The sequence below is a fragment of the Xanthobacter variabilis genome (genome assembly GCF_043831965.2).
Taxonomy (GTDB): Bacteria; Pseudomonadota; Alphaproteobacteria; order Rhizobiales; family Xanthobacteraceae; genus Xanthobacter.
Genome location: NZ_CM195533.1, coordinates 1,301,901 through 1,325,094 on the forward strand (window position 1 = coordinate 1,301,901; position 23,194 = coordinate 1,325,094).

A 23,194-nucleotide genomic window follows, 5' to 3' on the forward strand; every position below is an offset into this window, starting at 1 on the left:
GGCGTGGAGCGCGTTATTTGCCCTTGCGCCGCATGGCCTCGGCCAAAGCGGCGCCGAAGGCGCCCTGGTTCGCGCCTTGATCGCGGCCGCCCGGCGCGCGGCGTTGATCGCGCCCCTGGGGGGAGGGGCCGCCCGCGTTCCGGGTGGGGGCGTCCTGGCCCTTGCCGCCGGCGGGGCGGGCGCCGCCATCGTCCTTGCGCATGGACAAGGCGATGCGCTTGCGCTTCACGTCCACGTCCACCACGCGCACCTTCACCACGTCGCCGGCCTTGACCACCTCATGGGGGTCCTTCACGAACCGGTCGGCCAAAGCCGAGACATGGACCAGCCCGTCCTGGTGCACGCCGATATCCACGAACGCGCCGAAAGCGGCCACATTGGTCACGGTGCCTTCCAAGACCATGCCCGGCTTCAGGTCGCTCATCTCGTGAACGCCCTCGGCGAAGGTGGCGGTCTTGAAGGCGGGGCGCGGATCGCGGCCGGGCTTCTCCAGTTCGGAGAGGATGTCGCGCACCGTGGGCAGGCCGAAGCGCTCGTCCGCGAACACGCGCGGATCGAGCGCCTTCAGGGCCGCCGTGTCGCCCATCAGCGCACGCACGTCGCGTCCGCAGGCGGCCACGATCTTTTTGGCGACCTCATAGGCCTCCGGATGCACGGCGGAGGCGTCGAGCGGCTCGGCCCCATCGGGAATGCGCAGGAAGCCGGCGGACAATTCGAAGGTGCGCGGGCCGAGGCGGGAAACCTTGAGCAGCTCCTTGCGGGTCTTGAACGGCCCCACCGTGTTGCGATGGGCGACAATGGCTTCCGCCAGGGACGATCCCAGCCCCGACACGCGGGCGAGCAGAGAGGCCGAGGCGGTGTTGAGGTCCACGCCCACCGCGTTCACCGCGTCTTCCACCACCGCGTCGAGGGCCTTGGCGAGGCGGGCCTGATCCACGTCATGCTGGTACTGGCCGACGCCGATGGACTTGGGCTCGATCTTCACCAATTCGGCCAGCGGGTCCTGGAGCCGGCGGGCGATGGAGACGGCGCCGCGCAGGGACACGTCGATATCCGGCATTTCGGCGGCGGCCACGGCGGAGGCGGAATAGACCGAGGCGCCGGCCTCGCTCACCACCACCTTGATGGGCTTCTTGCCCTCGGCGTCCGGCGGCAGGGCTGAGATGACGTCGGAGGCCAGCTTGTCGGTCTCGCGGCTGGCGGTACCGTTGCCGATGGCGATCAGCTCCACCTGGTGGCGGCGGATGAGGTGGGCCAGCTCCGCCATGGCGCCCTGCACGTCGTTGCGGGGCTGGAAGGGATAGACGGTGGAGGTGGCCAGCAATTTGCCGGTGCCGTCCACTACCGCCACCTTCACGCCGGTGCGGATGCCGGGGTCGAGCCCCATGGTGGCGCGCGAGCCGGCCGGGGCCGCCAACAGCAGGTCCTTGAGGTTGCGGGCGAAGACGTGGATGGCCTCCTCTTCCGCCCGCTCGCGCAGCTCGCCCATGAGGTCGATGGTGAGATGGAGCGAGAGTTTCACCCGCCACGCCCAGCGCGCCACATCCAGGAGGAAGGCGTCGGCCGGGCGGCCGTTCGCCAGCGGGATCTCGTAGGCCTCGGCCACCAACCTTTCCACCGGCTTGATGGGGGCGGTGGCATCCTCGTCCACCACCAGGTCGAGGGTGAGCATCTCCTCATTGCGGCCGCGCAGCATGGCGAGCACGCGGTGGCTCGGGGCCGTGGCCCATTTCTCCGTGTGGTCGAAATAGTCGCGGAACTTGGCGCCCGCCTCCTCCTTGCCCTCGGCCATTTTGGCCTTGAGCACGGCATTGCCCTTCATATAGGTGCGCAGCCGCCCCACCAGATCGGCGTTCTCCGCGAAGGTCTCGACCAGGATGTCGCGGGCGCCGTCGAGCGCGGCCTTCACGTCCGCCACCTGATCGTTGAGGAAGCGCGTGGCGAGCTCAGCCGGCACCGTCGTGCGATCGGACAGGATGGCTTCGGCGAGGGGGGCAAGGCCCTTTTCGCGGGCGATCTCAGCCTTGGTGCGGCGCTTGGGCTTGTAGGGAAGGTAGAGGTCCTCCAGCTCGGCCTTGGTGGGCACGGCGAGGATCCTGGCGCGCAGATCGTCGGTGAGCTTTCCTTGCCCCTCGATGGAAGAGAGCACGGTGGCGCGCCGCGCCTCCAGCTCGCGCAGATAGGACAGGCGCTCTTCCAGGGTGCGCAGTTGGGTGTCGTCGAGGCCGCCGGTCACCTCCTTGCGGTAGCGGGCGATGAAGGGCACGGTCGCGCCCTCGTCCAGGAGCCCCACCGCCGCGCTCACCTGCGCCGGCCGGGCGCTGATCTCGCCGGCAATGATGCGGGCGATGGCTTCGGTATCACCGTGGGGCTGGGCGGCCATGGGAGCTCCTCTGCGGCGCTTTCGAGCGAAGCGGGGACCGGTTCGCGTGAAGAAAGCGCGTTAATTCAATAATCTAGAGCCTTTTCCCAGATTCCGTAAAACAGGGAAAGGCTCCCGGCTTGATTCCAGGGGTCCCGGCCTTAGCCCAGGGTTGAGGCGCTGTCACGGCGGTGATGAAAAACCCACAGAAAAGCCCCCGGCATCGTTTCGGACACCGGGGCTTGGAACTGGTCGGCCGGGAGGATGGGCTCATGCCCCGAGGATCTGCTCCATGGCATCGGCGAAGCGCTCGGCCTGCTCGATGCTGAGGCACAGAGGCGGGCGCACCTTCAGCACATGGCCGAGGGGGCCGGCGGCGCCGATGAGAATGCCCTTGTCACGCAGCCTGTTGATGAGGGCGGAGGCCCCCGCCGCGTCGGGCGCGCCATCTTCCGGCGAGACGATCTCGACGCCCAGATAAAGGCCCGCCCCGCGCACCTCGCCAATGGCGGGGCAGCGGGCGCGTGCGCCTTCCAGCCGCGCCACGATAAAGGCGCCCACCCGGCGGGCATTCTCCATCAGCCCGTCCTCGGCGATGGCGTCGAGCACGGCGAGCCCGGCGGCGCTGGCCACCGGATTGCCGCCGAAGGTGTTGAAATAGCCGAACTCGTCCGCAAAGCGCGCGAGCAGCTCGGGCCGCGTGACCACGCCGCCCATGGGGAAGCCGTTGCCCATGGGCTTGCCCATGGTGACCGCGTCCGGCACCACGCCGTGGCGGGCAAAGCCCCACATATGGCTGCCGGTGCGAGCGAAGCCCGGCTGCACCTCGTCCGCGATCACGAGCCCGCCCAAAGCGCGCGTGGCGTCGAAGGCGGGGGCGAGGAAGCCCACCGGGTCCGCATAGACGCCGTCGGAGGAAAAGATGCTGTCCACCAGCAGGCCGGCGAAGGCAATGCCCTCGTCCGCCATGGACTTGGCGGCGGCGGTGATGGCGGCGGCGAAGCCCGCGCCCACGTCCGCCCCGTAATGGCGCGGATGGGGCGGGGGCACGGTGCGCACGTGCGCGGGCGGCGCACCGGTTTTGTAGGAGGAGGGGGAAACCTCCGTCACCGCGCTGGTGTTGCCGTGATAGGCGGTCTCGGTGACGACCACGCCCATGCCGCCGGTCCAGCCCCGGATGAGGCGGAGCGCGAGGTCGTTGCTCTCCGAGCCGGTGCAGGTGAAGGCGACATTGGTGAGGGGCGCCGGAAAATGGGCCAGCAGCCGCTCGGCATAATCATGCACCTCGTCGAAGAGGTAGCGGGTATGGGTGTTGTAGCGCCCCATCTGGCGGGAGACGGCTTCCACCACCTTGGGGTGGCAATGGCCCACCGAGGGCACATTGTTATAGAGGTCGAGATAGGTGCGCCCGTCGGCGGTGAAGATTTCCGCACCCTTGGCGGCGACGATGTGCAGGGGCTGCTCGTAGAACAGCACGGATGTGGCGCCGAAGCTGCGGCGCCGCCGGGCCACGAGCTGCGCCACGTCTTCGCTGAGGGCGCTGGTGTTGTCCGCCGCGAAGGCGTTGAGGGCGAGGATCTGCTTTTTCGCGCGAGCCGTCTGGCCCATGGGTGCACCTATTCTTTCGTTCGTCTTTGGCCCGGTGGCGGTCAGCCGTGGCGGGCGAGGAAGGCTTCGGCGAGAGCGAGCGTGCCTTCGGTGTAGGGGATGCCCATGGCCTGGCCGGTGGGCGTTTCCGCGTGGGAGGCCACCCAGGCCGTGAGCTGGATGCGCCGGAGCATCACGAACAAATCGAGCTGGTCGGAGGCCTCGGCCGGAAGCGGAGCAACCGTGCGATAGCCCTCCATCCATGCGGCCTTGAGGGCCGGCACATAGGGCTCATGCTCCAGGAAGGAGATGGCGGCGGCGAAATCGAACAGGAACCAGGACAGGCCGCAATCATCGAAATCGATGAGCGCCAGCTCGTCCCCGTTCACCAGCAGGTTGGCGAGGCGCAGGTCCGCATGGACAAGGCCGAAGCTGTCCGGCTGGGAGAGCGGCAGCAGCCTTTCCTTGAGCAGGGCCGCGGTGCGCTCCAGCAGCGCCTGGCCCTTGGCGTCGAGGCCCAGGCTGGCGCGGAAATCGCCCCAATGGGGGGTGTCGCCGAGGGTTGTCTCGAAGTTCCACACCTTGCGGGTGAAGCCCTCTGGCTTGGTCCAGGCGCGGGCATGGGCGTGAAGCTTGGCGTGGATGGCGCCGAGCTGGCGGAACCAGCCCACCAGGTCCTCGCCCTCCGCCGGCTCGCGGCCATTGAGGAACTCGAACGCCACCACATGGCGGGTCGTGCCCTCATCCTCGATATCGGCGATGAGGCCGCCATTGATCAGCGGAATGGGGCGCGGGGTGGTGATGACCTCATCCGCGCGCAGCGCCTCGATCCAGGCGAGTTCGGAGGTGATCTCGGCGCGGCTGTGATAGCCCGGCCGGTGGACGCGGAAGACGAGGGGGCCGGCCTCCTTGTCGGTGACGCGGAAGGTGGCGTTCTCGGAAATGGTGAGCAGCTTCACCTCGGCATCGGTGCCAAGGCCCCAGCGGGGCAGGGCGCCGCGCACGCCGTCCTCGAGCCGCTTCAGGAATTCGTCGTCATAGAGCACGCAGGTTCTCCCTCACGGCCGTTCGTCCAGCAACGCCTTGAACTCGTTCAGCTCCATCACGTTGCAATAGATCATGTTGATGATTGCGAGCTCGGCGTCGTGCAGGGCCATGGAGGCGGCCGCGCAGCAGTCCTCCAGCACGATCACGTCGAAGCTCTCGTCCGCGAGGCTGCGCACGGTGGACGCGATGCATTGGTCGGTGAAAATGCCCGCGCAGACCACGGTGCGGATGCCCAGATTGTGCAGCATCAAGCGCAGATTGGTGCCGGTGAGGGCGGAATCCGTGGTCTTGGTCACCACGATCTCGTCGCCCTCAGGCGCCACCCGATCCACGATCTGGCTGGCGGCCTCGTCCTTGGGCAGCAGCAGATTGTTGAAGCCGGGCTTCTTCTGGCTCAGGGAGCGGTCGCGCCCGTCGAGGGTCTGGCAGGCGATGCGGGCGTGCAGCACCTCCATCCGCCGGCCGCGGAAAGTGGCGAGGGCCTGGGCGATGTTGGGGATCACCACATCCGCCATGCGGGCGTGGAAGGGCGTCCAGGCATCGTAATGGGCCAGCTCGGCGCCCGAGAGGCTCTCGCGCGCCGGGCGCTCCAGATAGGTGTTCTGCACGTCGATGACGAGCAGGGCCGTGGCCTCCGGCAGGATCTGAGGATCCTCAGGCTCAGGCGCGGTGGCATAATAGAGGGAGCGGTGGCGGGTCTTCCAGTTCACGCTCATGGCTCCCCCCTTTTGCGGGCAATCACCAGCTCGGTGCGGGCGCGCTCCATGGCGCGGGCGATGGGGGCGGGCGGCGGTTCGTCGGTGACGAGACGGTTGATGTCGTGCCAGCGGCCCCAGATGGCCAGCGCCTGCTGGGAAAACTTGGTGTGGTCCGCCACCACCAGCGTTTCCACCGCCCGCTGCATCATGGCCTTGTAGACGGAGGCGGCGCCCGCCTCGGCCTCGCTCATGCCTTCGGCGGTGATGCCGCTGGCGCCGAGAATGGCCCAGTTGGCATTGTAGGACTGCAGGAAATCGATGGTTTCCGCGCCCGTCATCATGCCTTCCCGCCCATTGTAGCGGCCCGGGCACATGAGCACCGCAATGGTGGGATTGGCCGCGAGCACGGTCGCCACCGAGAAGGAATGGGTGATGACGGTGATGTCGCGGCACTCCGCCGCCATGCGGCGCGCCACATGGGTGGTGGTGGCGCCGGCGCCGATGGCCACCACCTCATTGGGCTTGAGGAACCTCACCGTGGCGGCGGCCAGCGCCTCGCGCTCCGCCACCATCAGCAGGTGGCGCTCGCTCACCGAGGGCTCGGTGCCCAGGGGGCGCACGGCGCCACCATAGGTGCGGTTGATGAGGCCCTTCTCGTCGAGTTCCAGCAGGTCGCGACGGATGGTTTCCGTGGACACGCCGAGCTCGGCCGCCAGCTCCGACACGCGCAGGGTGGAGGAGGCCATCAGCTCGCGCACGATGCGCTCGTGCCGCGCCTTCTTGGAGAGGCGGGCGCGGTCCGCCTCCGGGGCCTCGGGCAGCTCGGTGGGCTCGTTCGCGCTCATGCCGCCCGCGCCTTCTTCACGATGGCGCCGAGAAGCGCGCCGCCCAGCAGCACGGCCGCCGCCGCCAGGGTCGCCATGGTGCCCAGCGCCGGAACCATGGGCGAATAGCCCGCCACCATCTTGGCATAGAGCCACTTGGGCACCGTGGAATCCGCGCCGGCCGTGTAGAGCGAGAGCGGGAAATTGCCCCAGGAGAGCAGGAAGGCGAACAGGGCGCCGGACCAGATGCCGGGCCACAGCAGCGGCAGCGTCACGTTCGTCATCACCTCAACGCGCGAGGCGCCGAGGTCGAAGGCGGCTTCCTCCAAAGAGGGGTCGAAGCCGTAGACCTTGATGGCGATGACCAGCGTCACCACCGGGACGATCCACACCATGTGGGCGAACACGGCGGTCATCCACGACGTGGTGATGCCCAGCGCCGAATAAGCCAGCAGCAAGGCAAGCCCGAGCACCGGCTGGGGAAAGAACACCGGCAGCAATATGAGCTTCTGGTAAAGCTTACGCCCCTTCCAGTCATAGCGGGCAAAAGCGAGGGCGCCGAAGAAGGCGATGACCACGGAAAACACCGTCACCACCGCCGCCACCAGCAGCGAATTTTCCACGATCATGGAAATCTCGATGGAATCCGTCGTCTTTTCCCACCATTCCCAGGAAAAGGCGCGGATGGGGAAGGCGAAGTAGCGGCCCTTCGAGACGCTTGCCAGCGCCACGCAGGCGAGGGGCAAATAGACGAGCAGCACCACGAAGGCGGACCACAGGGCGATGAACACCCGGGTGCGCAGCTTGTCCTGTTCCATCAACGCCTCCCCAGCAGACGGTCGAGATCGAGCCGCGCGAAGACGGCCAGGGTGAGGGCGCCGATGAAGGCCGTCACCAGCACCGCCAGGGCCGAGCCCAAGGGCCAGTTCTGGGCATAGGTGAAGGCGATCTCGATATCGTGGGAGATGACGATCACCGATTGCCCGCCCAAAATCTTAGCTTCCGACACCGCGCCGATGGCCAAGACGAAGGTGAGCAGCATGCCGATGAGAATGCCCGGCATGGCCAGCGGCACTTCCACCTCGCGCCAGATCTGGAAGCGGTTGGCGCCCAGGTCACGGGCCGCGTCGATGAGGTCGCGCGGCACCATGGAGAGGCCCAAAGTGAGCGGAAACAGCATGAAGGGCAGGTAGGTGTAGACCATGCCCGCCAGGATCGCCCCCGGCGTGTAAAGAACCTCCGGCGCGCCACCGAGGCCGAGCCACTTCAAGCTGCCGTCGAGCACACCATTCTTGATGAAGAACAGCACCCAGCCATAGAGCCGCACATTCTCCGACACGAACAGCGGAAACACGAACAGCACCGACACCAGCGACGACCAGCGCCCGAACAGGAACACCATGCCATAGGCGATGGGATAGGAGATCACCGCCAGCAACGCGCAGGTCACCAGCGCGAAGCCGATGGACCAGGCGAAGGACAGCCACACCGTGTTGTCCGGCGAGAACAGTTCCGCATAGTTCGCGAGGCTGAACGCCCGGAACACGTCGAACGAGCGTGGCGGCGCGAACGAATAGGCGAAGATGGCGATGAGCGGGGCGAGGAAGCCCGCCGCCAGCAGCACCACCACGGGCACCGCGCAGCGCGCGCCGGCGGCGGCCCAAAGGGCGGCGAAGCGGGCGGAGAGCGGCGCGCGAGAGGCCTCCGGCGCGCCGGCCAGGGTTGTTTCGGTCATGGCGTTGCTCATGGCGTCACGCCTTCACCGAGATGGCGTCGCGCACGTCCCAACCCAGGCGTACATTGCGATTGGCGGCCGCGGGCAGGGCATTGGAGCGGGAGAGCTCCACCAGCATCACCTTGTCGCCCACCCGCACCTGATACTGGATGCGTGAGCCGAGCGAGTATTCATTATAGACGACACCTTCAAGAGTATTGTCCGCCTCCTCGCCATCATTGAGGAAACGCATGAATTCAGGCCGCACCACCACGAAGGTGCTGTCCGCCTGGGGGGCGTCCTTGGGCGGCGCCGCGCGGAAGGCGCCGGGCAGGTTGACGCCGCGCCAGCCCTCTCCCTCGCGCTTCAGCTCGATGACGTTCACCTCGCCCACGAACTCGGACACGAAGCGGTCCACGGGGGCGGCATAGATCTCTTCCGGCGTGCCCACCTGGATCAGCCGGCCCGCGCGCATCACACCGATGCGGTCGGACATCACCATGGCCTCTTCCAGCGAGTGGGTAATGTAGATGAAGGTCTTGCCGGTCTCCCGGTGCAGGTCCTTCAGTTCCTTTTCGAGGATCTTCTTCAGCTTGTAGTCGATGGCCGAGAGCGGCTCGTCGAAGAACAGCACTTCGGGGTCATAGGCCAGCGCCCGGGCGAGCGCCACGCGCTGGCGTTCGCCGCCCGAGCACTTCATGACGTTCTTGCCATAATAGCTCGCCGGCAGGCGCACGATGGCCATCAGCTCTAGCGCGCGGGCCTTGCGGGTGGCGGCATCCACGCCCTTGATCTTCAAGGGGAACTCGATGTTCTGCCCGACGCTCATATGGGGGAACAGAGCGAGCGACTGGAACACGAGGCAGGTGGGGCGCTTGTTGGCGGGCACGTCATTGATGCGCTCGCCATGCAGCGTGATGTTGCCCTCGCTGGGCGCCTCCATGCCGGCCAGCATGCGCAGCATGGTGGTCTTGCCGGAGCCCGAGGGGCCGACGATGGTGAAGAACTCGCCCTCGAAAATGTCGAGGTCGATCTTCTCCACGGCGGCGAAGTCGTTGAAGGTCTTGCGCACGCCCACGAGCTGGAGAATGGGCTTTTTGTCTTTGATGTCGGTCACCTTAACTCTCGCTCATGTGTGTCGTTCTGGCGGCGGTGGGGTGTGGCCCCTCCCCGGATCGGTGGGGAGGGGCCCAAGGCGCCGGTCAGGCGCGCCCCGGGGGCAGCCTCAGCCGCGCACGCGCTTGGCGGCGGTCATGATGTCGAGGGCCTGATCGTAATCGGGCACGATGTCGTATTCGACGCAGCGGGCCATGTCCTCTTCCAGGCTGTCCCACTGGATGGCTTCCAGCTCGGTCTTGGTGAACAGCTTGAAGCAGTCCGGATTGCCCATCTGGGTCACCGGATTGTAGGTGCCCTCGGCAAACGCCACCGTGTGCGCCACCTCGGGCTGCTGCACATATTTCAGGAAGGTCTCGGCCAAGGGCGAGAGCTGGGGATTGTTGACGAGGGAGGTCACCTCGATCCAGGCGATGCCGCCCTTGCCGCCGGCCATGGGGCCACGCAAAGGCGTGATGCCGCGCATTTCCGGATAGCCGTCGGCGCGGGCGGGGGAGACCGAATAGGTGCCGCCGGTGAGGTGCAGGTCGATCTCGCCGGAAATGAGCGCCTGGTTCATGGCCGCGATGTCGCCGATGAGCTTGGCGCCCTTGAACACCCGCTTGGCCGTCTCCTCGAACTTCGCCATCTCGTCCGGGGTGTGCTTCTTGAACGGGTCGATGCCCGCCACCACGAACAGGCCGAAGACGTTCCAGTCATCGGATTCCAGGATACCGTATTTGCCGGCGAGCTTGGGGTCGTTGAACAGGTCCCAGCCCACGTCTTCGGCGGTCTTGCGGTCGATCTTCTTGGTGTTCACCACGAAGGAATAGGGTCCGAACCGCTGACACATGCCCAGCAATTCGGTGCCGGAATCGTCCATGGCCCACTTATAAGGCGGCTTGAACTGGGGGAGCATCTTGTCGAAATAGGGCTCGAAGGTCTCGCGCGGGAGCGGCCTGATCAGCTTCTCCGGGTACATGACCTTGCGGGCCCAGGGATTGTTGACGTTGATGAGGTCCCACACATTGGTCTCGCCGGCGCGCAGGCGGTTGATCATGGTGGGGTCGTTGGTGAGGCTTTCGGCCTTCACGGTGGCGCCGTGGGCCTTGCGGAACGGGTCCAGCACCTGGGCCGAGTTGTAGCCCTCCCAGCACAGGATGTTCAGATCCTTTTCCCGGGCCGCGAAGGCGCTGCGGGCGCCCGCGAAAGGAGAGGCCGCGAGGGCGAGACCGCCCGCCGCCATGCCCTTGAGAACTGACCGCCGATTCATCGTCATGGAGTTCGCCTCTGGCTGCTCACGCATCTGGAAGGGGTCCCCCGGGGCATGCCTCCCCCGTGGCCGCGCCGGCTGTTCCGGGCGGGCGAAAGGGCTGCTCAAATGTGGGACTCTTGTTGAACTATGTTGGATGTTAAACGCCGACTGTTGGGCTTTACAACACCTTTTTAGCCGGGCAAGCTGGTTTTTGCCAACTTTCGCGCCAGAGGGCGCATCTGCTCAAAACTCGTCCAAAAAGCTCACCTAAGGGGAAGTCAGCATGTTGAAGGCGCTCGCGGGACGCACGGTCATCGTCACCGGCGGCAGCAAGGGGATCGGCAAGGGCATCGCGAAGCGCTTCGGCGCGGCGGATCTCAATGTGCTGGTGGTGTCCCGCTCGCTGAAGGAGGCGGAGGCCACCGCCGCCGAGATCGGTCCCAATGCCTCGGGTTTTGCGGCCGACGTGTCCGATCCGGAAGAGTGCAAGGCGTTCGCGCAGGCGGCCTTGGAGCGTTATGGACGCATTGACGTGCTGTGCGCCAATGCGGGCATCTTCCCCGCCGCCAAGCTGGACGTGATGACGGCGGCCGATTTCGACCACGTGATGAATGTGAACCTGAAGGGCACCTTCCTCTCCGTGGCGGCGGTGATGCCGGCGATGAAGGCGGCCAAGTGGGGGCGGATCGTGGTGACGAGCTCCATCACCGGCCCCATCACCGGCTATCCCGGCTGGGCGCACTATGGCGCCTCCAAGGCCGGCCAGCTCGGCTTCGTGCGCACCGCCTGCATCGAGCTCGCGCCCTGGGGCATCACGGTGAACGCAGTGATGCCGGGCAACATCAAGACCGAGGGGCTGGATGGCCTGGGCGCCGATTATCTCGCCAAGATGGAGGGCTCCATTCCCCTGAAGCGGCTGGGCAGTGTGGATGACATCGCCAATGCGGCCCTGTTCTTCGCCTCCGAGGAAGCCGCGTTCATCACCGGCCAGACGCTGGTGATCGATGGCGGGCAGGTGCTGCCCGAATCGCTCATGGCGCTGGAGGAAATGGCGGTGGTCTGAGCCCCCGCCAGAAAATGAAAACGGCCCTCTCCCACGGGGAGAGGGCCGCTTTTTGTCGTAGGCGTCAGCGCCTCAGAGCACGCCGCCGATGAGGGCGATGCCCGCCACCGCCACCGCCGCGCCGGCGCCGCGCACGAACTTCTCGCCATGGGTCTCGCCGAAGCGGCCGATGGCCATGCCCAGGCCAATGCCCGCCACATGCAGCAGGCCGGTGGCCAGCATGAAGCCCAGGCCATAGCTGAGGCCGGAGGCATCCAGCGGCATTTCCGTGCCGTGGGCATGGCCGTGGAAGATGGCGAAGAAGCCCGCAAGCGCCATGGCCACCGCCAGCGGCGCCTTGAGCCCGAACGCCACCACCGCGCCCAGCACCACCACCGACAGGCCGATGCCCAGTTCCACGAACGGCACGTTCACGCCCGAAACACCGAGCGCGCCACCCACCGCCATCAGCGCCACGAAGGTGGCCGGCACCGCCCAGATGGCGCGCCCGCCCAGCTGCCAGGCGAAGATGCCCACGGTGACCATGGCCAGCATGTGGTCCAGCCCGCCCAGCGGATGGCCGAAGCCGTGCACGAAGCCGTGGGTGGCGCCGACCCCGGTATGGGCGAAGGCGAGGGTGGGCAGGGTGGTTGCAATGGCGGCCAGAAGGGCCGTGCGGGAGAAGTGACGCATCAAGGGGGCTCCTTAGGGTCTTGGTGTTCTCAAAGGGGGGTCAACAGATGCGGGGGAGTTGATCGCCGACCAGCATGTCGACGATGCGCTCGCCCCCGAAACGGGTTTCCATGGTGACGCGGCCGGGCCGCCCGTCGCTCACCGTGCCGATGATGGCCGCCTCGCGCCCCAGGGGATGGGCGCGCAGCGCGGCGAGCGCGGCCTGCGCCTCTTCCGGCGGCACCACCGCGAGGATCTTGCCCTCATTGGCAAGATAAAGGGGGTCGAGCCCCAGGATCTCGCAGAAGCCCTGCACCTCCGGCCGCATGGGCAGAGCAAGCTCCGACAGCCGCACGCCCACCGCGCTCGCCTCCGCCAGCTCGTTCACCACCGCCGCGACACCGCCGCGCGTGGCATCGCGCATCATGCGGATGCCCGGCGCGGCGGCGATGAGCGTTTCGATGAGCCCATTGAGGGGTGCGCAGTCGCTCTCGATCTCAGTATCGAGAGCGAGGTCGCCGCGGGCGTTGAGGATGGCCGCGCCATGGTCGCCCAGAAGGCCGTTCACCAGCACCACGTCGCCGGGCCGGGCCCGGGTGATGCCCACGTCGAGGCCGGCGCGCACCACGCCGATGCCGGTGGTGGTGATGAAGAGTTTGTCGCAGGCGCCGCGCGCCACCACCTTGGTGTCACCGGTGGAGATGGACACCCCCGCCGCCCGCGCGGTCTCCGCCATGGAGGTGACCACCCGGCGCAGCACCTCCACGTCGAGCCCCTCCTCGATGATGACGGCGCAGGAAAGCGCCACCGGCACCGCCCCGCCCACCGCAAGGTCGTTCACCGTGCCGCAGATGGCGAGCTTGCCGATGTCGCCGCCGGGGAAGAACAGCGGGTCCACCACGAAGCTGTCGGTGGTGAAGGCCAGCCGGTCGCCCTTCGCGCTGAGGGCGGCAAGGTCGAAGCGGGCCTGGTCCTCGGGCGCACCATGACCTTCGCCGGAAAAGGGGGCGAGGAACACGTCGTCGATGAGGTCGCGCATGGCGCTGCCGCCGCCCCCATGGGCGAGGGTGATGGTCTTGGCCCCGAAGGCGCGGCGCTTGGGAACGGGCTGCGCTGTCATGCGGCTTCTCCCCTCAGCCCGCCATATTGGTAATAGGCAGCACAGGCGCCCTCGGAGGAAACCATGAGCGCGCCGAGCGGGGTTTCCGGATTGCAGCCCTTGCCGAATTCCGGGCAGGCCCACGGCTTGGCGGCGCCGGTCAGCACCTCGCCGCAGCGGCATTGGGCGGGGTCGGCCACCTTCACGTCCGGCACCGCGAAGCGCTTTTCCGCATCGAAGGCGGCATAGGCCTCGCGCAGCCGCACTCCGGACCCGGCGATGGAGCCCAGGCCCCGCCACTCGAAAGTGGCGCGCGGCTCATAGACTTCGTTCACCGCTTTCAGCGCGGCGGGATTGCCCTCCACGGGCACCACGCGAGCATATTGGTTCTCGATGCGGGCTTCCCCCGCCTCGATCTGCCGCAGCACCATGAGCAGGGATTGCAACAGGTCGATGGGCTCGAACCCGGCCACCACCAGCGGCTTTTTGAACTCTTCGGCGATGAAGCGGTAGGGCGTGGTGCCGATTACCATGGAGACGTGGCCCGGCCCGATGAAGCCATCAATCCCGAAATCCTCCTGGGAGAGCAGCGCCCGGAGCGTCGGGATGATGGTGATGTGATTGCAGAACAGGGAGAAGTTCTCGACCTTCTCCCGCGCCGCCCGCAGCACCGTGAGGGCGGTGGACGGCATGGTGGTCTCGAACCCCAGGCCGAAGAACACCACCTGCCTGTCGGGATTGCGCCTCGCCAGAGTGAGCGCGTCCAGGGGCGAATAGACCATGCGCACATCGGCGCCCTCGGCCTTGGCCTGGAGCAGGCTTTTCTTGGAGCCGGGCACCCGCATGGCATCGCCGAAGGTGGCGAAGATCACCTCTTCCCGCTCGGCGATGGCCACGCAATCGTCCACCCGCCCCATGGGCAGCACGCACACCGGGCAGCCGGGGCCGTGCACGAACTCCACGAGATCCGGCAACAGACCTTCCAGCCCGTAGCGGAAGATGGCGTGGGTGTGCCCGCCGCACACTTCCATGATGGCGAACGGCTTGTCACGCCCGCGCTCCAGGCGGGCGGAGATGGCCTCGATCTCCTTCACCAGGGTCTTGGCGAGAGCGGGATCGCGGAATTCGTCGACGAAGCGCATAGCGTTCCTCCTCAGCGGGCCGGTGCGGGGACGGGCTCGATGCTGCCTGTGCGCAGGGCCTCCATCTCCGCTTCCGCCTCGCCGATCTCGGTGAGCACCTTGAGGGTGGCGGCGGCCTCCTCCTCGTCGATGATGCTCATGGCGAAGCCCACATGCACCAGCACCCAGGCGCCCACCAGCGCTTCGAGGGGTTCGCCGGGCGGGGCCACGCACACCACGTCCACATTGCGGCGCACGCCGGAGACGTCGACCACGCACAGCATGGCGTCCGCGTCGGCGACGGCGACGATGCGTCCTGGAATGCCGAGGCACATGGCGGTTCTCCGTTCTTCTTCAGTGCGAGCTGGCGAAGGTGGCGCCGCGGGCGATGCCGTAGCGGTCGAGCTTGGCGCGCAGACCCACCCGCGAGAGGCCCAGTTCTTCGGCCGCGCGGCTCTTGTTCCAGCGGCAGCGCACCAGGGTCTCGGTGAGGATGGAGGCTTCCATCCGCTCGATGCGGTCCTTCAGCGGGCCGCTCTCGGGCAACGCGATGCTTTCCGGTTCCGCCCGCGCGGTGGTGACGGCGGCGGCGCGCAGAACGTGGGGAGAAAGCAAATCGGCGCCCAGCATGTCGCGCTCGGCCAGCACCAGCATGCGGGTGATCTCGTTCTGCAATTCGCGCACATTGCCGGGCCAGTCATAGGCCTTCATGCAGCCCAGCGCCTCTTCGCTGAAGCCCTTGGCACGCTTGCCGTGCTGGGCGGAGAGCGCGTCGAGGATGCTCTGCGCCAGCACCGGAATGTCGCCGCGCCGTTCCCGCAAGGCGGGCAGGGTCAGCACCATGGCGCAGAGGCGGTAATAGAGGTCCTCGCGGAAGCGGCCCTGGCCCACTTCCCCATAAAGGTCGCGATGGGTGGCGGCGAGCACGCGCACATTCACCCGCTTGGATTCGTTGGAGCCCACCGGGCGGATTTCGCCTTCCTGCAGGAAGCGCAGCAGCTTCACCTGGAAAGCGGGGGAGATGTCGCCGATCTCGTCCAGCAGAATGGTGCCGCCATCCGCCTGGTCGAGCAGGCCGATGCGCGTGACATGGGCGCCGGTGAAGGAGCCCTTCTTGTGGCCGAACAGCTCGGATTCCAGCAGGTCGTCCGGGATCGCTCCGCAATTCACGGCGAAGAAGGGGCGATCCGAGCGCAGGCTGGAATAATGGATGGCGCGGGCCAGCAATTCCTTGCCGGTGCCGGTTTCCCCATGGATCAGCACCGGCACGTCGAAGGTGGCCACCTGGGCGGCGCGGGTGCAGGTCTGTGACAGGGGGCTGCCGGGGGCGCGGATGAGCGTGTCGAAATGGAAGATCTGCGCCACCCGCTCGCGCTGGGCGGCGAGCCGCGCCTCGGCGGTGGTGGCGGTGAGCTTCATTTCCAGGCTCAGGCGCTCATGCTCGCGCTGCAGCTCGAACAGATGGGCGGCATTGCGCGCCGCCAACAGCAGCTGGTCCGGATGCCAGGGCTTGGGGATGAACTGGTAGATGCCCGCCGCATTGATGGCGCCGATCATGTCTTCCGGCTCGCTATAGCCGGTGACGATGATGCGCAGGATGTCCGGCCAGCGTTCGCGCACCTCGGTGAGGAGGGCGACGCCGGAGGTGCCGGGCATGCGCTGGTCGCAGAAGATCACCTGGATCCACTCATTCTCCAGGATGCGGCGGGCCTCGTCCGCGTCGAGGGCGGTGAAGACGTCGAAATCCTCGTCGAGCACCCGCGCGATGACTTCCACCGAGCGCGGCTCGTCGTCCACCACCAGGATGGCGGGGCGGCGGGTCATCTCAAGCCCCCTTCGCCGCGGGGGCGGCGGCGGCGCGCAAGGCGCGAGCCCGGGCCTCGGCGGCGCTGGCGAGGGCATCGAGGCGGGCGGCGCGGGCGCCGTCCAGCCAGGCGGTCCAGCGGGCCAGGCCCACATCGCCCCGGGAGGACACGCGCAGGACCTCCGCCTTGGGGTTCACCCGCGCGATGTTGCGTTCCAGCGCCGCAAGGTCCGCGTCCACATAGGGCGCAAGGTCGGCCTTGGTGATGAGGACGAGGTCGGCGCCCTGGAAGATATCGGGATATTTCAGGGGCTTGTCGTCACCCTCCGCCACCGAGATGAGGGTGACGCGCCGCGTTTCCCCAAGATCGAAGGCGGCGGGGCAGACGAGGTTGCCCACATTCTCGATGAAGAGGACGCCGCCCTGGGGCAGCGGCAGCTTTTCGAGGGCGTGGCCCACCATGTGGGCGTCCAGGTGGCAGCCCTTGCCGGTGTTGATCTGCACCGCCGGCACGCCCACGGCGCGGATGCGCTCGGCGTCGTTGTCGGTCTGCTGGTCGCCCTCGATGACGGCGGCGGGAATGCGCCCCGCCAGCGCCTTCAGCGTCTCGACGAGGAGGGTGGTCTTGCCCGCCCCCGGCCCGGAGAGGAGATTGAGCGCGAGGACGCCGGCCGCTTCCAGCCGGGCCCGGTTATCTGATGCGTAGGCGTCGTTTTTGGCGAGGATTCCGGTTTCGATTTCGACCATGCGTGCTTGGGAGAGACCAGGTGCATGGGCGCGCGCGGGCCCTCGTCCGAAGTCGAGGGTCTCCTGCGGCGCGTGAGCGCCACCATGATGATGATGATCACCACCGTGGTGAGGCACGCTGTGATGAGCGTCAGGGCGAGATGCATGGTCCTGCGTCAGGTCTGGCGAATGTTCGATCGAAGGTTCTTGGACGTGACTATACGCGACCGCGCCGGACTTGGTCACTGCCTCATGAGCATGGTGCGCGTGGGCGTGCTCATGTTGGTGCTCGTGGGGGTGTTCATGTTGGTGTTCATGGGCGTGCCCATGCGCGCCGTGATGCTCGTGCGGGTGGCTGTGCGTGGTGCCGTCCGCATGGGTATGCGTGTGCGCGCCGTGCGCGTGGCCGTGGGCTTCGGAAATGGTGGCGCCGTCGCCGCCGCAGCCGCAAACCGTGCACATCACATCACCTCCAGGTCCTTGATGGTCATTTCGGTGCCGCCATTGGGCAGAAGCCGCTCGCCGCCGCATCGCGGGCAGGGGTCGAGCCGGTTGGCGAGCGGCACGGTGTCGTTGCAGTCGAAGCACCAGGCGGTGCCGGGCTCGTCCAGCACCACCAGCTCGGCGCCCTCGGCGAGCGAACCCTGCATCACCACGTCGAAGCCGAAGCGCAGCGCTTCCACCTCCACCCCGGCGAAGCGGCCGATGGCGAGGCGCACCCGCGTGACCTTCGAGAAGTTCTGTCGCTGCGCGGCGTCTTCCATCGCGCTGCGCAGGCTTTCGCACAGGGCCATCTCATGCATGGTCGAGCGCTCCTTCGAGATCGAGGGTGACCGGGACGCATGGATTGATGGCCGAGAGCAGGAAGCGCGCCGCCAGCGGGGCGTGCGGGGCCGAGGGATCGAGCGTCGCGAAGGCCTGCTCCAGCAGGCCGCCGGGGGCAAGGTTCCAGGCGCTGGGCGAAAGGATGCGATAGCGCGCCACGCGCCCGCCTTCCACGCGCGCCCCATGGCCGAGCAGGCCGCGCGCCGCATCGGCAAGGCCGGTGCCCGGCGCGCCGGAGGGGGCGGGCGGGGCGGCGGGTGCGGTCAGCAGCGCCAACAGATCCGTCAGGCGCGCCAGCAGGCGCACGAAGAGGCTCGGTCCCTCGGCAGGCAGCAGGGCCGTGAACAGCGCGCTTCCCGCCACCCGGCCGAGCGCGCCGGTCTCGCGGAAGGGCAGGGGGCGGGCGGCGCCGTCATGCTCCAGTTCGGCCGCAAGGGCGCGGGAAAGGTCGACGGCCGTGAGCTCGGGCAATCCCACGCGCCCCTCGGCCGGGTCCAGCTCGCGGGAGAGGCGCGAGAGAATGCGCGCCGTGGCCGTTTCCCCCGCGCACAGCCAGGCGCCCAGCTCCGAGCGGGAGAGGGCGCCGAAATCGCGGTGCGCCAGGCGCTCGCCCACCAAAGCGGCGCGCAGGGCGGCATCGGCCTCGGCGCTGTCCTGCGCCAAGGCGCGCAGGGCGGTGCGGTTGGGCGCGCCATCGAGCAGGGTCGGCCAGCCATGGAGAATGGCAAGGGCATGATCGCGCACGCTTTCCCGCGCCATGGCCCTGTCGTTCGCCGCCACGGGCAGGCCGAGGGCGCGGGCGGCCGCGAGGCCATGGGCGGCGCCGCACAGATTGAAGATGCGGGGCGCGAGGCTGGCGGCCTCCTCCACCGGGCGTCCTTCCAGCGACTGGGCCGGGTCCGCGCCCTCCGTGCGCACGACGCGCCACCCCCGCGAGCCCGGAGCGGGATCGCGGCTGATGGCGATGTGGCGGAGGGCGGCGCGGCTCATGGTTCTTGCGCCTGCGGGTGCGCGGTGGCCACGGCTGGCGCCGGCTCTTCCTTCGCGGCGAGGCCGGGGCCGAAAATCATGGCCCGGCGCGACAGGGCCGTGGGCGCCCCGGCGGCTTCGCCAGAGGCGGACTCGGGCGAAGCGCGGTCCGAGATGGCGGGATCCGATATGGCACGATCCGATCTGGCGCGCTCCTGCTCCTCGCGGCGCGCGGCATCCTCCTCCGCCCGGCGGCGGATCTCGCCGGAGCGGCTGCCTTCCTCGCGATTGGCGGGGTCGAGCAGTGCGGGGATCACCGCTTCCGCTGTCTCCACCGCCTGCAGCATGGAGGAAAAGTCGAACATGGGGGAGAACAGGGAGCAGGCCTTGTAGGGCCCCGTTTCCGGCCGTTCGGCGGAGAGGAATTCATAGATGCCCGAGGGAAATTCCAAGAGCTCGCGGGTGCCGGTGGGCAGGCCGGACCAGTCCTCATTCACTCCCGGCAGCAGGATGATGTTCATGAACCAGGGCGTTACCAGCACGCCGATGACGCGGCCCTCATGAATGCGGAAGCCCACTGCCTTCACTGACAGGGAGCCGTTGACGAACGGCACGCCCTTCATGCGCGCGGCGTGGATTTCCTGGAACACCGCCTCGAACCGGCCGGGCGCGGTGGCCAGGGTGCGGGCGAGGGCCGCCTCTTCCGGCGTCGGCTCACTCACCACGGCGGAGAGGCCGGCGGCGCCACCGTCCAGAACCATGAACTGGTCGCGGGCGCCGTCGCACACCGGGCAGCGCCAGTGGTCGGGCAGATCGTTGAAGGCGGTGCCGGCCGGGACCTGCCAGGCCTCGCAGCCCTCGGCCGGGTCATAGACGTGCCAGCACACCTTGCATTCCAGGCGCGCGGTGGGCGCGAGCCGCGCCCGGTCTCCCAGATAGGAGCCCTCGAAGGTGCGCAGCAGAGCGGGGGAGGAGAAAGCGGCGCTCATGATGCCCTCACGCCACCGCGTCCAGCACTTCGATGAGGCGCTCGGCGGAATCGGAAATGTCCTCCGGCGCCGCGCATGCCACTTCCGGCACCTCGCAGATCTCGATGGTGTCGAGAATGAGCACGTCGGTGGAATTGTAGAAGCGCACCCGCCACACGCCCTTCAGCGCGGTGGAGTCGATGCGGCAATTGCCATAGCCGCGCGAGAGCACCACCGTCGCCCCCTGGCCCAGTCTCTCGTCGAGCATGGCGAGGTCCTCCGGCGTGTGGGGCAACAGGGACAGGTTGATGACGTGGGGCGGGTCGCCGGCGGAGCGGCTGCGGGCGCGATGGTCGATCTCCACCAGCAAGGTGGGGGCGTTGAAGATGCCGGGGCCGGTCGCGTCCGCGAGGCGGGCGGTGTCGATGGTCCAGGTCTCGTCATGGGCGCGCAGGATGGCGCCGCGGGGGAAGGCGGACACCTCCACCCGGTCCGCCCCCTCGCTGCCCGACAGGCGCCACACCCCGGCGAAGGTCGCTTCCTGGATCGCCATGGCGCGGCCCGGCGCCGACACCTTCACGGCCACTTCGCCCTCGCCCAGGGTCTCGTCCACCAGAGCGAGGTTGTCCCGGTCCAGATGGGCGAGCGGCACGGTGAGGCTCGCCCCCGGCGTCCAGCCCTGGAGGGCGGCGATGATGTCCTTCATCACCGCCAGAGCGGGGGCGAAGCGGGTCTTGTCCTCCACCTCGGGCAGATGGGCCTCGAAGGTGCGCATGCCCGACGGCATGGGCATGTAGGCAAGGCCCTCGTCCTCGGCGGTGGACTGGCTGCCGGGACCGAAGCCGACGGGCGCCTGGACGGCGAAGGGGCTGGAGGACATGGCGGCGACCTTTCGGGGCGGATCAGTGCGTGGCGGTGGAGGGGGCGTCGATAAGGGCGCCGAGCCGGTCGAGATATTCATCCCAATCCCGCATGCGGGAGATCGCGCCCAGGGGCACGCCACCGCGCAGCACCACGATGGCCGGCAAGGCCAGGTTCAGCGCCTCGCGGAAGCTGGCTTCAGCGCCCGGGCCCGCAACGGCGCCGCCGATGCGTTCCTCACCCCCCAGGGCCTGCACCAGCTCGGGCAGCACCACGGCGATGTCCGGGCTCTCCAGATGGACCTTGCCATGGGCCGGAAGCAGCACGAACAGGTCGCGCCCATCGAGGCCGGCGGCGTCCTCGGCCGTGGCGAGATAGGGATAGGCGCGCTCGGTGATGAGGCGGCGCACGAGGGGGTGGAGCGCATCCTGCGACATCAGGCTTCCTTTCGGCCGGCGGCATAAGCGGCGGCGAGATGGGGCGGCAGCTCCGGCTCGCGATGGGCGAGATCGGCGAAGGCGCGGTCGATGAGACTGCTGTCGGCCGCGCCCGCCATGATGGCGGCGACCCCTTCCAGCGCCTCGGTGATCAGGCGGGCTTCCTCGGCATCCAGCCGGCGGCGCGCGGTGCCCTGGAACACCAGCACGTGGTCTCCCACCCCGGCCTCGGGCACCAGGATGAGGTCCACCCGCTCCGTGCGCCCCTCGGCCGAGCACAGGGCGAAGGCGCCGTCTGTGGCATCGATGCGCATGGGCAGGCCGAGGCACATGATCTTCTGTCCTTCCGAGGGCTTCAGGAGCGGTTGAGGATGCGCGGGTCGCCGATGCGGCAGGCATCCTCGGCGCTGGGGCGGCCGGATTCGTAGGAATCGCGGGAGACGGCGGCGGTCACCAGCGTGTCGTCCGAAGCCTCGCGCCGGGTGATCCAGGTGTTGAAATCGGCGGTCAGCACCTTCACGACGCGGGCGGCCGCGGTGTCCACCTGGGCGGCCACCGTCTCGGTGAGGCCGCCGCCATAATCGTCGAGCACCTCGGGCTGCACGCCCACGAGGACGATGCGGCTGGGCACGCGCTCCCGCAGAGCGAGAAGGCCGAGGATTTCCTGGAAGCCGGTCTGGTGCAGGCTCACCTTGCGGGCGGCGAGCACCTTGGGCACCTCCTGATCCACCAGGACATGGAGCGTGCCGGGGGGCAGGCCGTAATCCACCGCATCGACGATCACCAGACCATCGGTTTCTTCCAGGTAGGGCAGCAAGTAAAGGCCCTGGGTGCCACCGTCGAGCAGGGTTACATTTTCAGGAAAGACATAGTCGCGGTCGAGCGCTTCCAGGACACGGACGCCGAAACCTTCGTCCGCCCACAGGATGTTTCCAATGCCGAGCACCAGAATGCGCGCGTGTATACCCTCGTCGGTCATGCGACGTCTCTCCTTCGGCCCATCCTCCCACGGCAGTCTGGCGCCGCCTGAATTGAACTAGATCAATTCAAGGACTGTGCCAGCGGACCGGGCAGGTGATAACGTGTTGATCGCCCAAGTGGCCATTGCATGCCGCCAGCATGGCGGCCGCGTGACAGCTGGAAATAGTGTGATCGAACGCCGGCTGAAGTGAAAGCGATATGTTCAATTTTGGCCGCATCAGCGGTCATTTCCGGGGGCATGGGGTGCGCTCGTCCACCCGCCGGGGCCAACAGGCTCTGCGCGCAAAGAAAAAGGGCGCGGCTTGCGCCACGCCCTTGTCTTAAGACTGCGCCTGCCGTCACACCGGATCGTCGTCGCGGAAGGTGCGGTAGCCGTTGGTGATGGCGGAAACCATGGTCTGGCGGCTCATGATGTCCTCGCGGATCACCGAATAGACGTGGATGATCACGAACAGGATGATCACCCACATGCCGATGTGGTGCAGCGTGTGCACCTGCATGGAGCCGCCGAGCAGCGGGATGACCCAGCCGAACATATTGTTCTGCCAGCTCCCGAGCCCGGTGCCCTCCGAATAAAGGGCGAAGCCGGTGACGATCATGAAGATCGTGCCGAGCACCATCACCAGGAACAGGAAGGTCTGCGCCAGGGGATTGTGGCCCACGAACTTCAACGGCCGCGGCTTCAGGAAGGCATACCACTGGATCTCGGTGAAGAACCCACGCCAGAAGCTCTTCTTCCAGATGGGGAAGGTGAACAGCTCACGCGAATACTTGTTGCCCACGAACGCCCACAGCACGCGGCCGATGAAGGCCACCGCCAGGATGTAGCCGGCCGAGAAGTGGACGAAGCGGATGGTGCCCATCAAATAATGGGAGCTCGGCTCGCCCGACAAAGTGGGGAAGGGCGAGCCGATGAAGTAGCCGGTGATGCACAGAACCACGATGCACAGGGCGTTCACCCAGTGCCACAGGCGCACCGGCGCCTCGTAGACATAGACGGTGGTCAGGTGCTTTCCACCCGTCACCGCCCCATTGGCCGGGGCGGTTTCCGCCGTGGCCTCAGGCGGAGGAGTAGTGCCGGAGAGCGACGCGTCGGTCATGGCTCAC

At 67.8% G+C, this 23,194-nt stretch carries 24 protein-coding genes; 1 reads left to right on the top strand and 23 read right to left on the bottom strand.

Going from position 1 to position 23,194, the window contains the following annotated elements:
- Positions 1 to 13: 13 nt before the first annotated feature.
- From V5F26_RS05595 to V5F26_RS05635, 9 genes are all read right to left on the bottom strand, one after another.
- Positions 14 to 2,383 carry a Tex family protein gene (locus tag V5F26_RS05595; protein WP_394946891.1) on the bottom strand — a complete coding sequence of 790 codons (2,370 nt, stop codon included), beginning with the start codon at positions 2,381 to 2,383 and terminating at the stop codon, positions 14 to 16.
- Positions 2,384 to 2,632: 249 nt separating this feature from the next.
- Positions 2,633 to 3,970, bottom strand: a complete 1,338-nt coding sequence (locus V5F26_RS05600; protein ID WP_394057235.1) for an aspartate aminotransferase family protein — start codon at positions 3,968 to 3,970, stop codon at positions 2,633 to 2,635.
- A gap of 41 nt (positions 3,971 to 4,011) precedes the next feature.
- Positions 4,012 to 4,995 (bottom strand): phosphotransferase enzyme family protein, encoded by a 984-nt coding sequence (locus V5F26_RS05605; RefSeq protein ID WP_394946892.1) that lies wholly within the window; start codon positions 4,993 to 4,995, stop codon positions 4,012 to 4,014.
- Between the two features lie 12 nt (positions 4,996 to 5,007).
- Positions 5,008 to 5,706: a cysteine hydrolase family protein gene (locus tag V5F26_RS05610; RefSeq protein WP_394947092.1), complete on the bottom strand. Its 699-nt coding sequence runs from the start codon at positions 5,704 to 5,706 to the stop codon at positions 5,008 to 5,010.
- Between the two features lie 2 nt (positions 5,707 to 5,708).
- Positions 5,709 to 6,539 carry a DeoR/GlpR family DNA-binding transcription regulator gene (locus tag V5F26_RS05615; protein WP_394057232.1) on the bottom strand — a complete coding sequence of 277 codons (831 nt, stop codon included), beginning with the start codon at positions 6,537 to 6,539 and terminating at the stop codon, positions 5,709 to 5,711.
- Positions 6,536 to 7,336, bottom strand: coding sequence for an ABC transporter permease (locus tag V5F26_RS05620; protein ID WP_234053526.1), 801 nt, complete (start codon positions 7,334 to 7,336; stop codon positions 6,536 to 6,538). Before V5F26_RS05620 ends, V5F26_RS05615 begins: the two co-directional genes overlap by 4 nt.
- On the bottom strand, positions 7,336 to 8,253 hold the full coding sequence (locus V5F26_RS05625; protein ID WP_394946893.1) for an ABC transporter permease: 918 nt from the start codon (positions 8,251 to 8,253) through the stop codon (positions 7,336 to 7,338). Before V5F26_RS05625 ends, V5F26_RS05620 begins: the two co-directional genes overlap by 1 nt.
- 16 nt (positions 8,254 to 8,269) lie before the next feature.
- Positions 8,270 to 9,349, bottom strand: a complete 1,080-nt coding sequence (locus V5F26_RS05630) for an ABC transporter ATP-binding protein (protein ID WP_234053524.1) — start codon at positions 9,347 to 9,349, stop codon at positions 8,270 to 8,272.
- A 108-nt stretch (positions 9,350 to 9,457) separates the two neighbouring features.
- Positions 9,458 to 10,600 (bottom strand): ABC transporter substrate-binding protein, encoded by a 1,143-nt coding sequence (locus V5F26_RS05635; protein ID WP_394947093.1) that lies wholly within the window; start codon positions 10,598 to 10,600, stop codon positions 9,458 to 9,460.
- Between the two features lie 265 nt (positions 10,601 to 10,865).
- Between V5F26_RS05635 and fabG the strand changes: the two genes are divergently transcribed.
- Positions 10,866 to 11,645, top strand: a complete 780-nt coding sequence (gene fabG, locus V5F26_RS05640) for a 3-oxoacyl-ACP reductase FabG (protein WP_234053522.1) — start codon at positions 10,866 to 10,868, stop codon at positions 11,643 to 11,645.
- Between the two features lie 72 nt (positions 11,646 to 11,717).
- Here the strand turns inward: fabG and V5F26_RS05645 are convergent, their stop codons facing one another.
- From V5F26_RS05645 to cybH, 14 genes are all read right to left on the bottom strand, one after another.
- Positions 11,718 to 12,317, bottom strand: coding sequence for a HupE/UreJ family protein (locus V5F26_RS05645; RefSeq protein ID WP_394057225.1), 600 nt, complete (start codon positions 12,315 to 12,317; stop codon positions 11,718 to 11,720).
- 40 nt (positions 12,318 to 12,357) lie between these two features.
- Positions 12,358 to 13,416: a hydrogenase expression/formation protein HypE gene (gene hypE / locus V5F26_RS05650; protein ID WP_394946894.1), complete on the bottom strand. Its 1,059-nt coding sequence runs from the start codon at positions 13,414 to 13,416 to the stop codon at positions 12,358 to 12,360.
- Positions 13,413 to 14,537 carry a hydrogenase formation protein HypD gene (gene hypD, locus V5F26_RS05655; RefSeq protein ID WP_394946895.1) on the bottom strand — a complete coding sequence of 375 codons (1,125 nt, stop codon included), beginning with the start codon at positions 14,535 to 14,537 and terminating at the stop codon, positions 13,413 to 13,415. The genes hypE and hypD overlap by 4 nt, the downstream gene beginning before the upstream one ends.
- A gap of 11 nt (positions 14,538 to 14,548) precedes the next feature.
- Positions 14,549 to 14,851, bottom strand: coding sequence for a HypC/HybG/HupF family hydrogenase formation chaperone (locus V5F26_RS05660; RefSeq protein WP_394946896.1), 303 nt, complete (start codon positions 14,849 to 14,851; stop codon positions 14,549 to 14,551).
- Between the two features lie 19 nt (positions 14,852 to 14,870).
- The gene (locus tag V5F26_RS05665) at positions 14,871 to 16,340 is read right to left on the bottom strand and encodes a sigma-54-dependent transcriptional regulator (protein WP_394057219.1); all 1,470 of its coding nucleotides are present in this window, start codon (positions 16,338 to 16,340) and stop codon (positions 14,871 to 14,873) included.
- A gap of 1 nt (position 16,341) precedes the next feature.
- Positions 16,342 to 17,577: a hydrogenase nickel incorporation protein HypB gene (hypB, locus tag V5F26_RS05670; RefSeq protein WP_509210558.1), complete on the bottom strand. Its 1,236-nt coding sequence runs from the start codon at positions 17,575 to 17,577 to the stop codon at positions 16,342 to 16,344.
- Positions 17,508 to 17,849 (bottom strand): hydrogenase maturation nickel metallochaperone HypA, encoded by a 342-nt coding sequence (gene hypA, locus V5F26_RS05675; protein WP_394057215.1) that lies wholly within the window; start codon positions 17,847 to 17,849, stop codon positions 17,508 to 17,510. The genes hypB and hypA overlap by 70 nt, the downstream gene beginning before the upstream one ends.
- Complete coding sequence (locus V5F26_RS05680) at positions 17,842 to 18,861, bottom strand: nickel-dependent hydrogenase large subunit (protein ID WP_394946898.1); 1,020 nt, start codon at positions 18,859 to 18,861, stop codon at positions 17,842 to 17,844. The genes hypA and V5F26_RS05680 overlap by 8 nt, the downstream gene beginning before the upstream one ends.
- Complete coding sequence (locus V5F26_RS05685; protein WP_394946899.1) at positions 18,858 to 19,829, bottom strand: [NiFe]-hydrogenase assembly chaperone HybE; 972 nt, start codon at positions 19,827 to 19,829, stop codon at positions 18,858 to 18,860. Before V5F26_RS05685 ends, V5F26_RS05680 begins: the two co-directional genes overlap by 4 nt.
- A 7-nt stretch (positions 19,830 to 19,836) precedes the next feature.
- Positions 19,837 to 20,688 carry a hydrogenase expression/formation protein gene (locus tag V5F26_RS05690; protein ID WP_394946900.1) on the bottom strand — a complete coding sequence of 284 codons (852 nt, stop codon included), beginning with the start codon at positions 20,686 to 20,688 and terminating at the stop codon, positions 19,837 to 19,839.
- A gap of 22 nt (positions 20,689 to 20,710) precedes the next feature.
- Entirely contained in the window at positions 20,711 to 21,106 is a 396-nt protein-coding gene (locus V5F26_RS05695; protein ID WP_394946901.1) for a thioredoxin domain-containing protein, read from the bottom strand.
- On the bottom strand, positions 21,106 to 21,438 hold the full coding sequence (locus V5F26_RS05700) for a HypC/HybG/HupF family hydrogenase formation chaperone (protein ID WP_394057206.1): 333 nt from the start codon (positions 21,436 to 21,438) through the stop codon (positions 21,106 to 21,108). The genes V5F26_RS05695 and V5F26_RS05700 overlap by 1 nt, the downstream gene beginning before the upstream one ends.
- Before the next feature lie 23 nt (positions 21,439 to 21,461).
- Positions 21,462 to 22,085 carry a HyaD/HybD family hydrogenase maturation endopeptidase gene (locus V5F26_RS05705; protein WP_394057204.1) on the bottom strand — a complete coding sequence of 208 codons (624 nt, stop codon included), beginning with the start codon at positions 22,083 to 22,085 and terminating at the stop codon, positions 21,462 to 21,464.
- Between the two features lie 340 nt (positions 22,086 to 22,425).
- Entirely contained in the window at positions 22,426 to 23,187 is a 762-nt protein-coding gene (cybH, locus tag V5F26_RS05710) for a Ni/Fe-hydrogenase, b-type cytochrome subunit (RefSeq protein WP_394946902.1), read from the bottom strand.
- Positions 23,188 to 23,194: the final 7 nt, after the last annotated feature.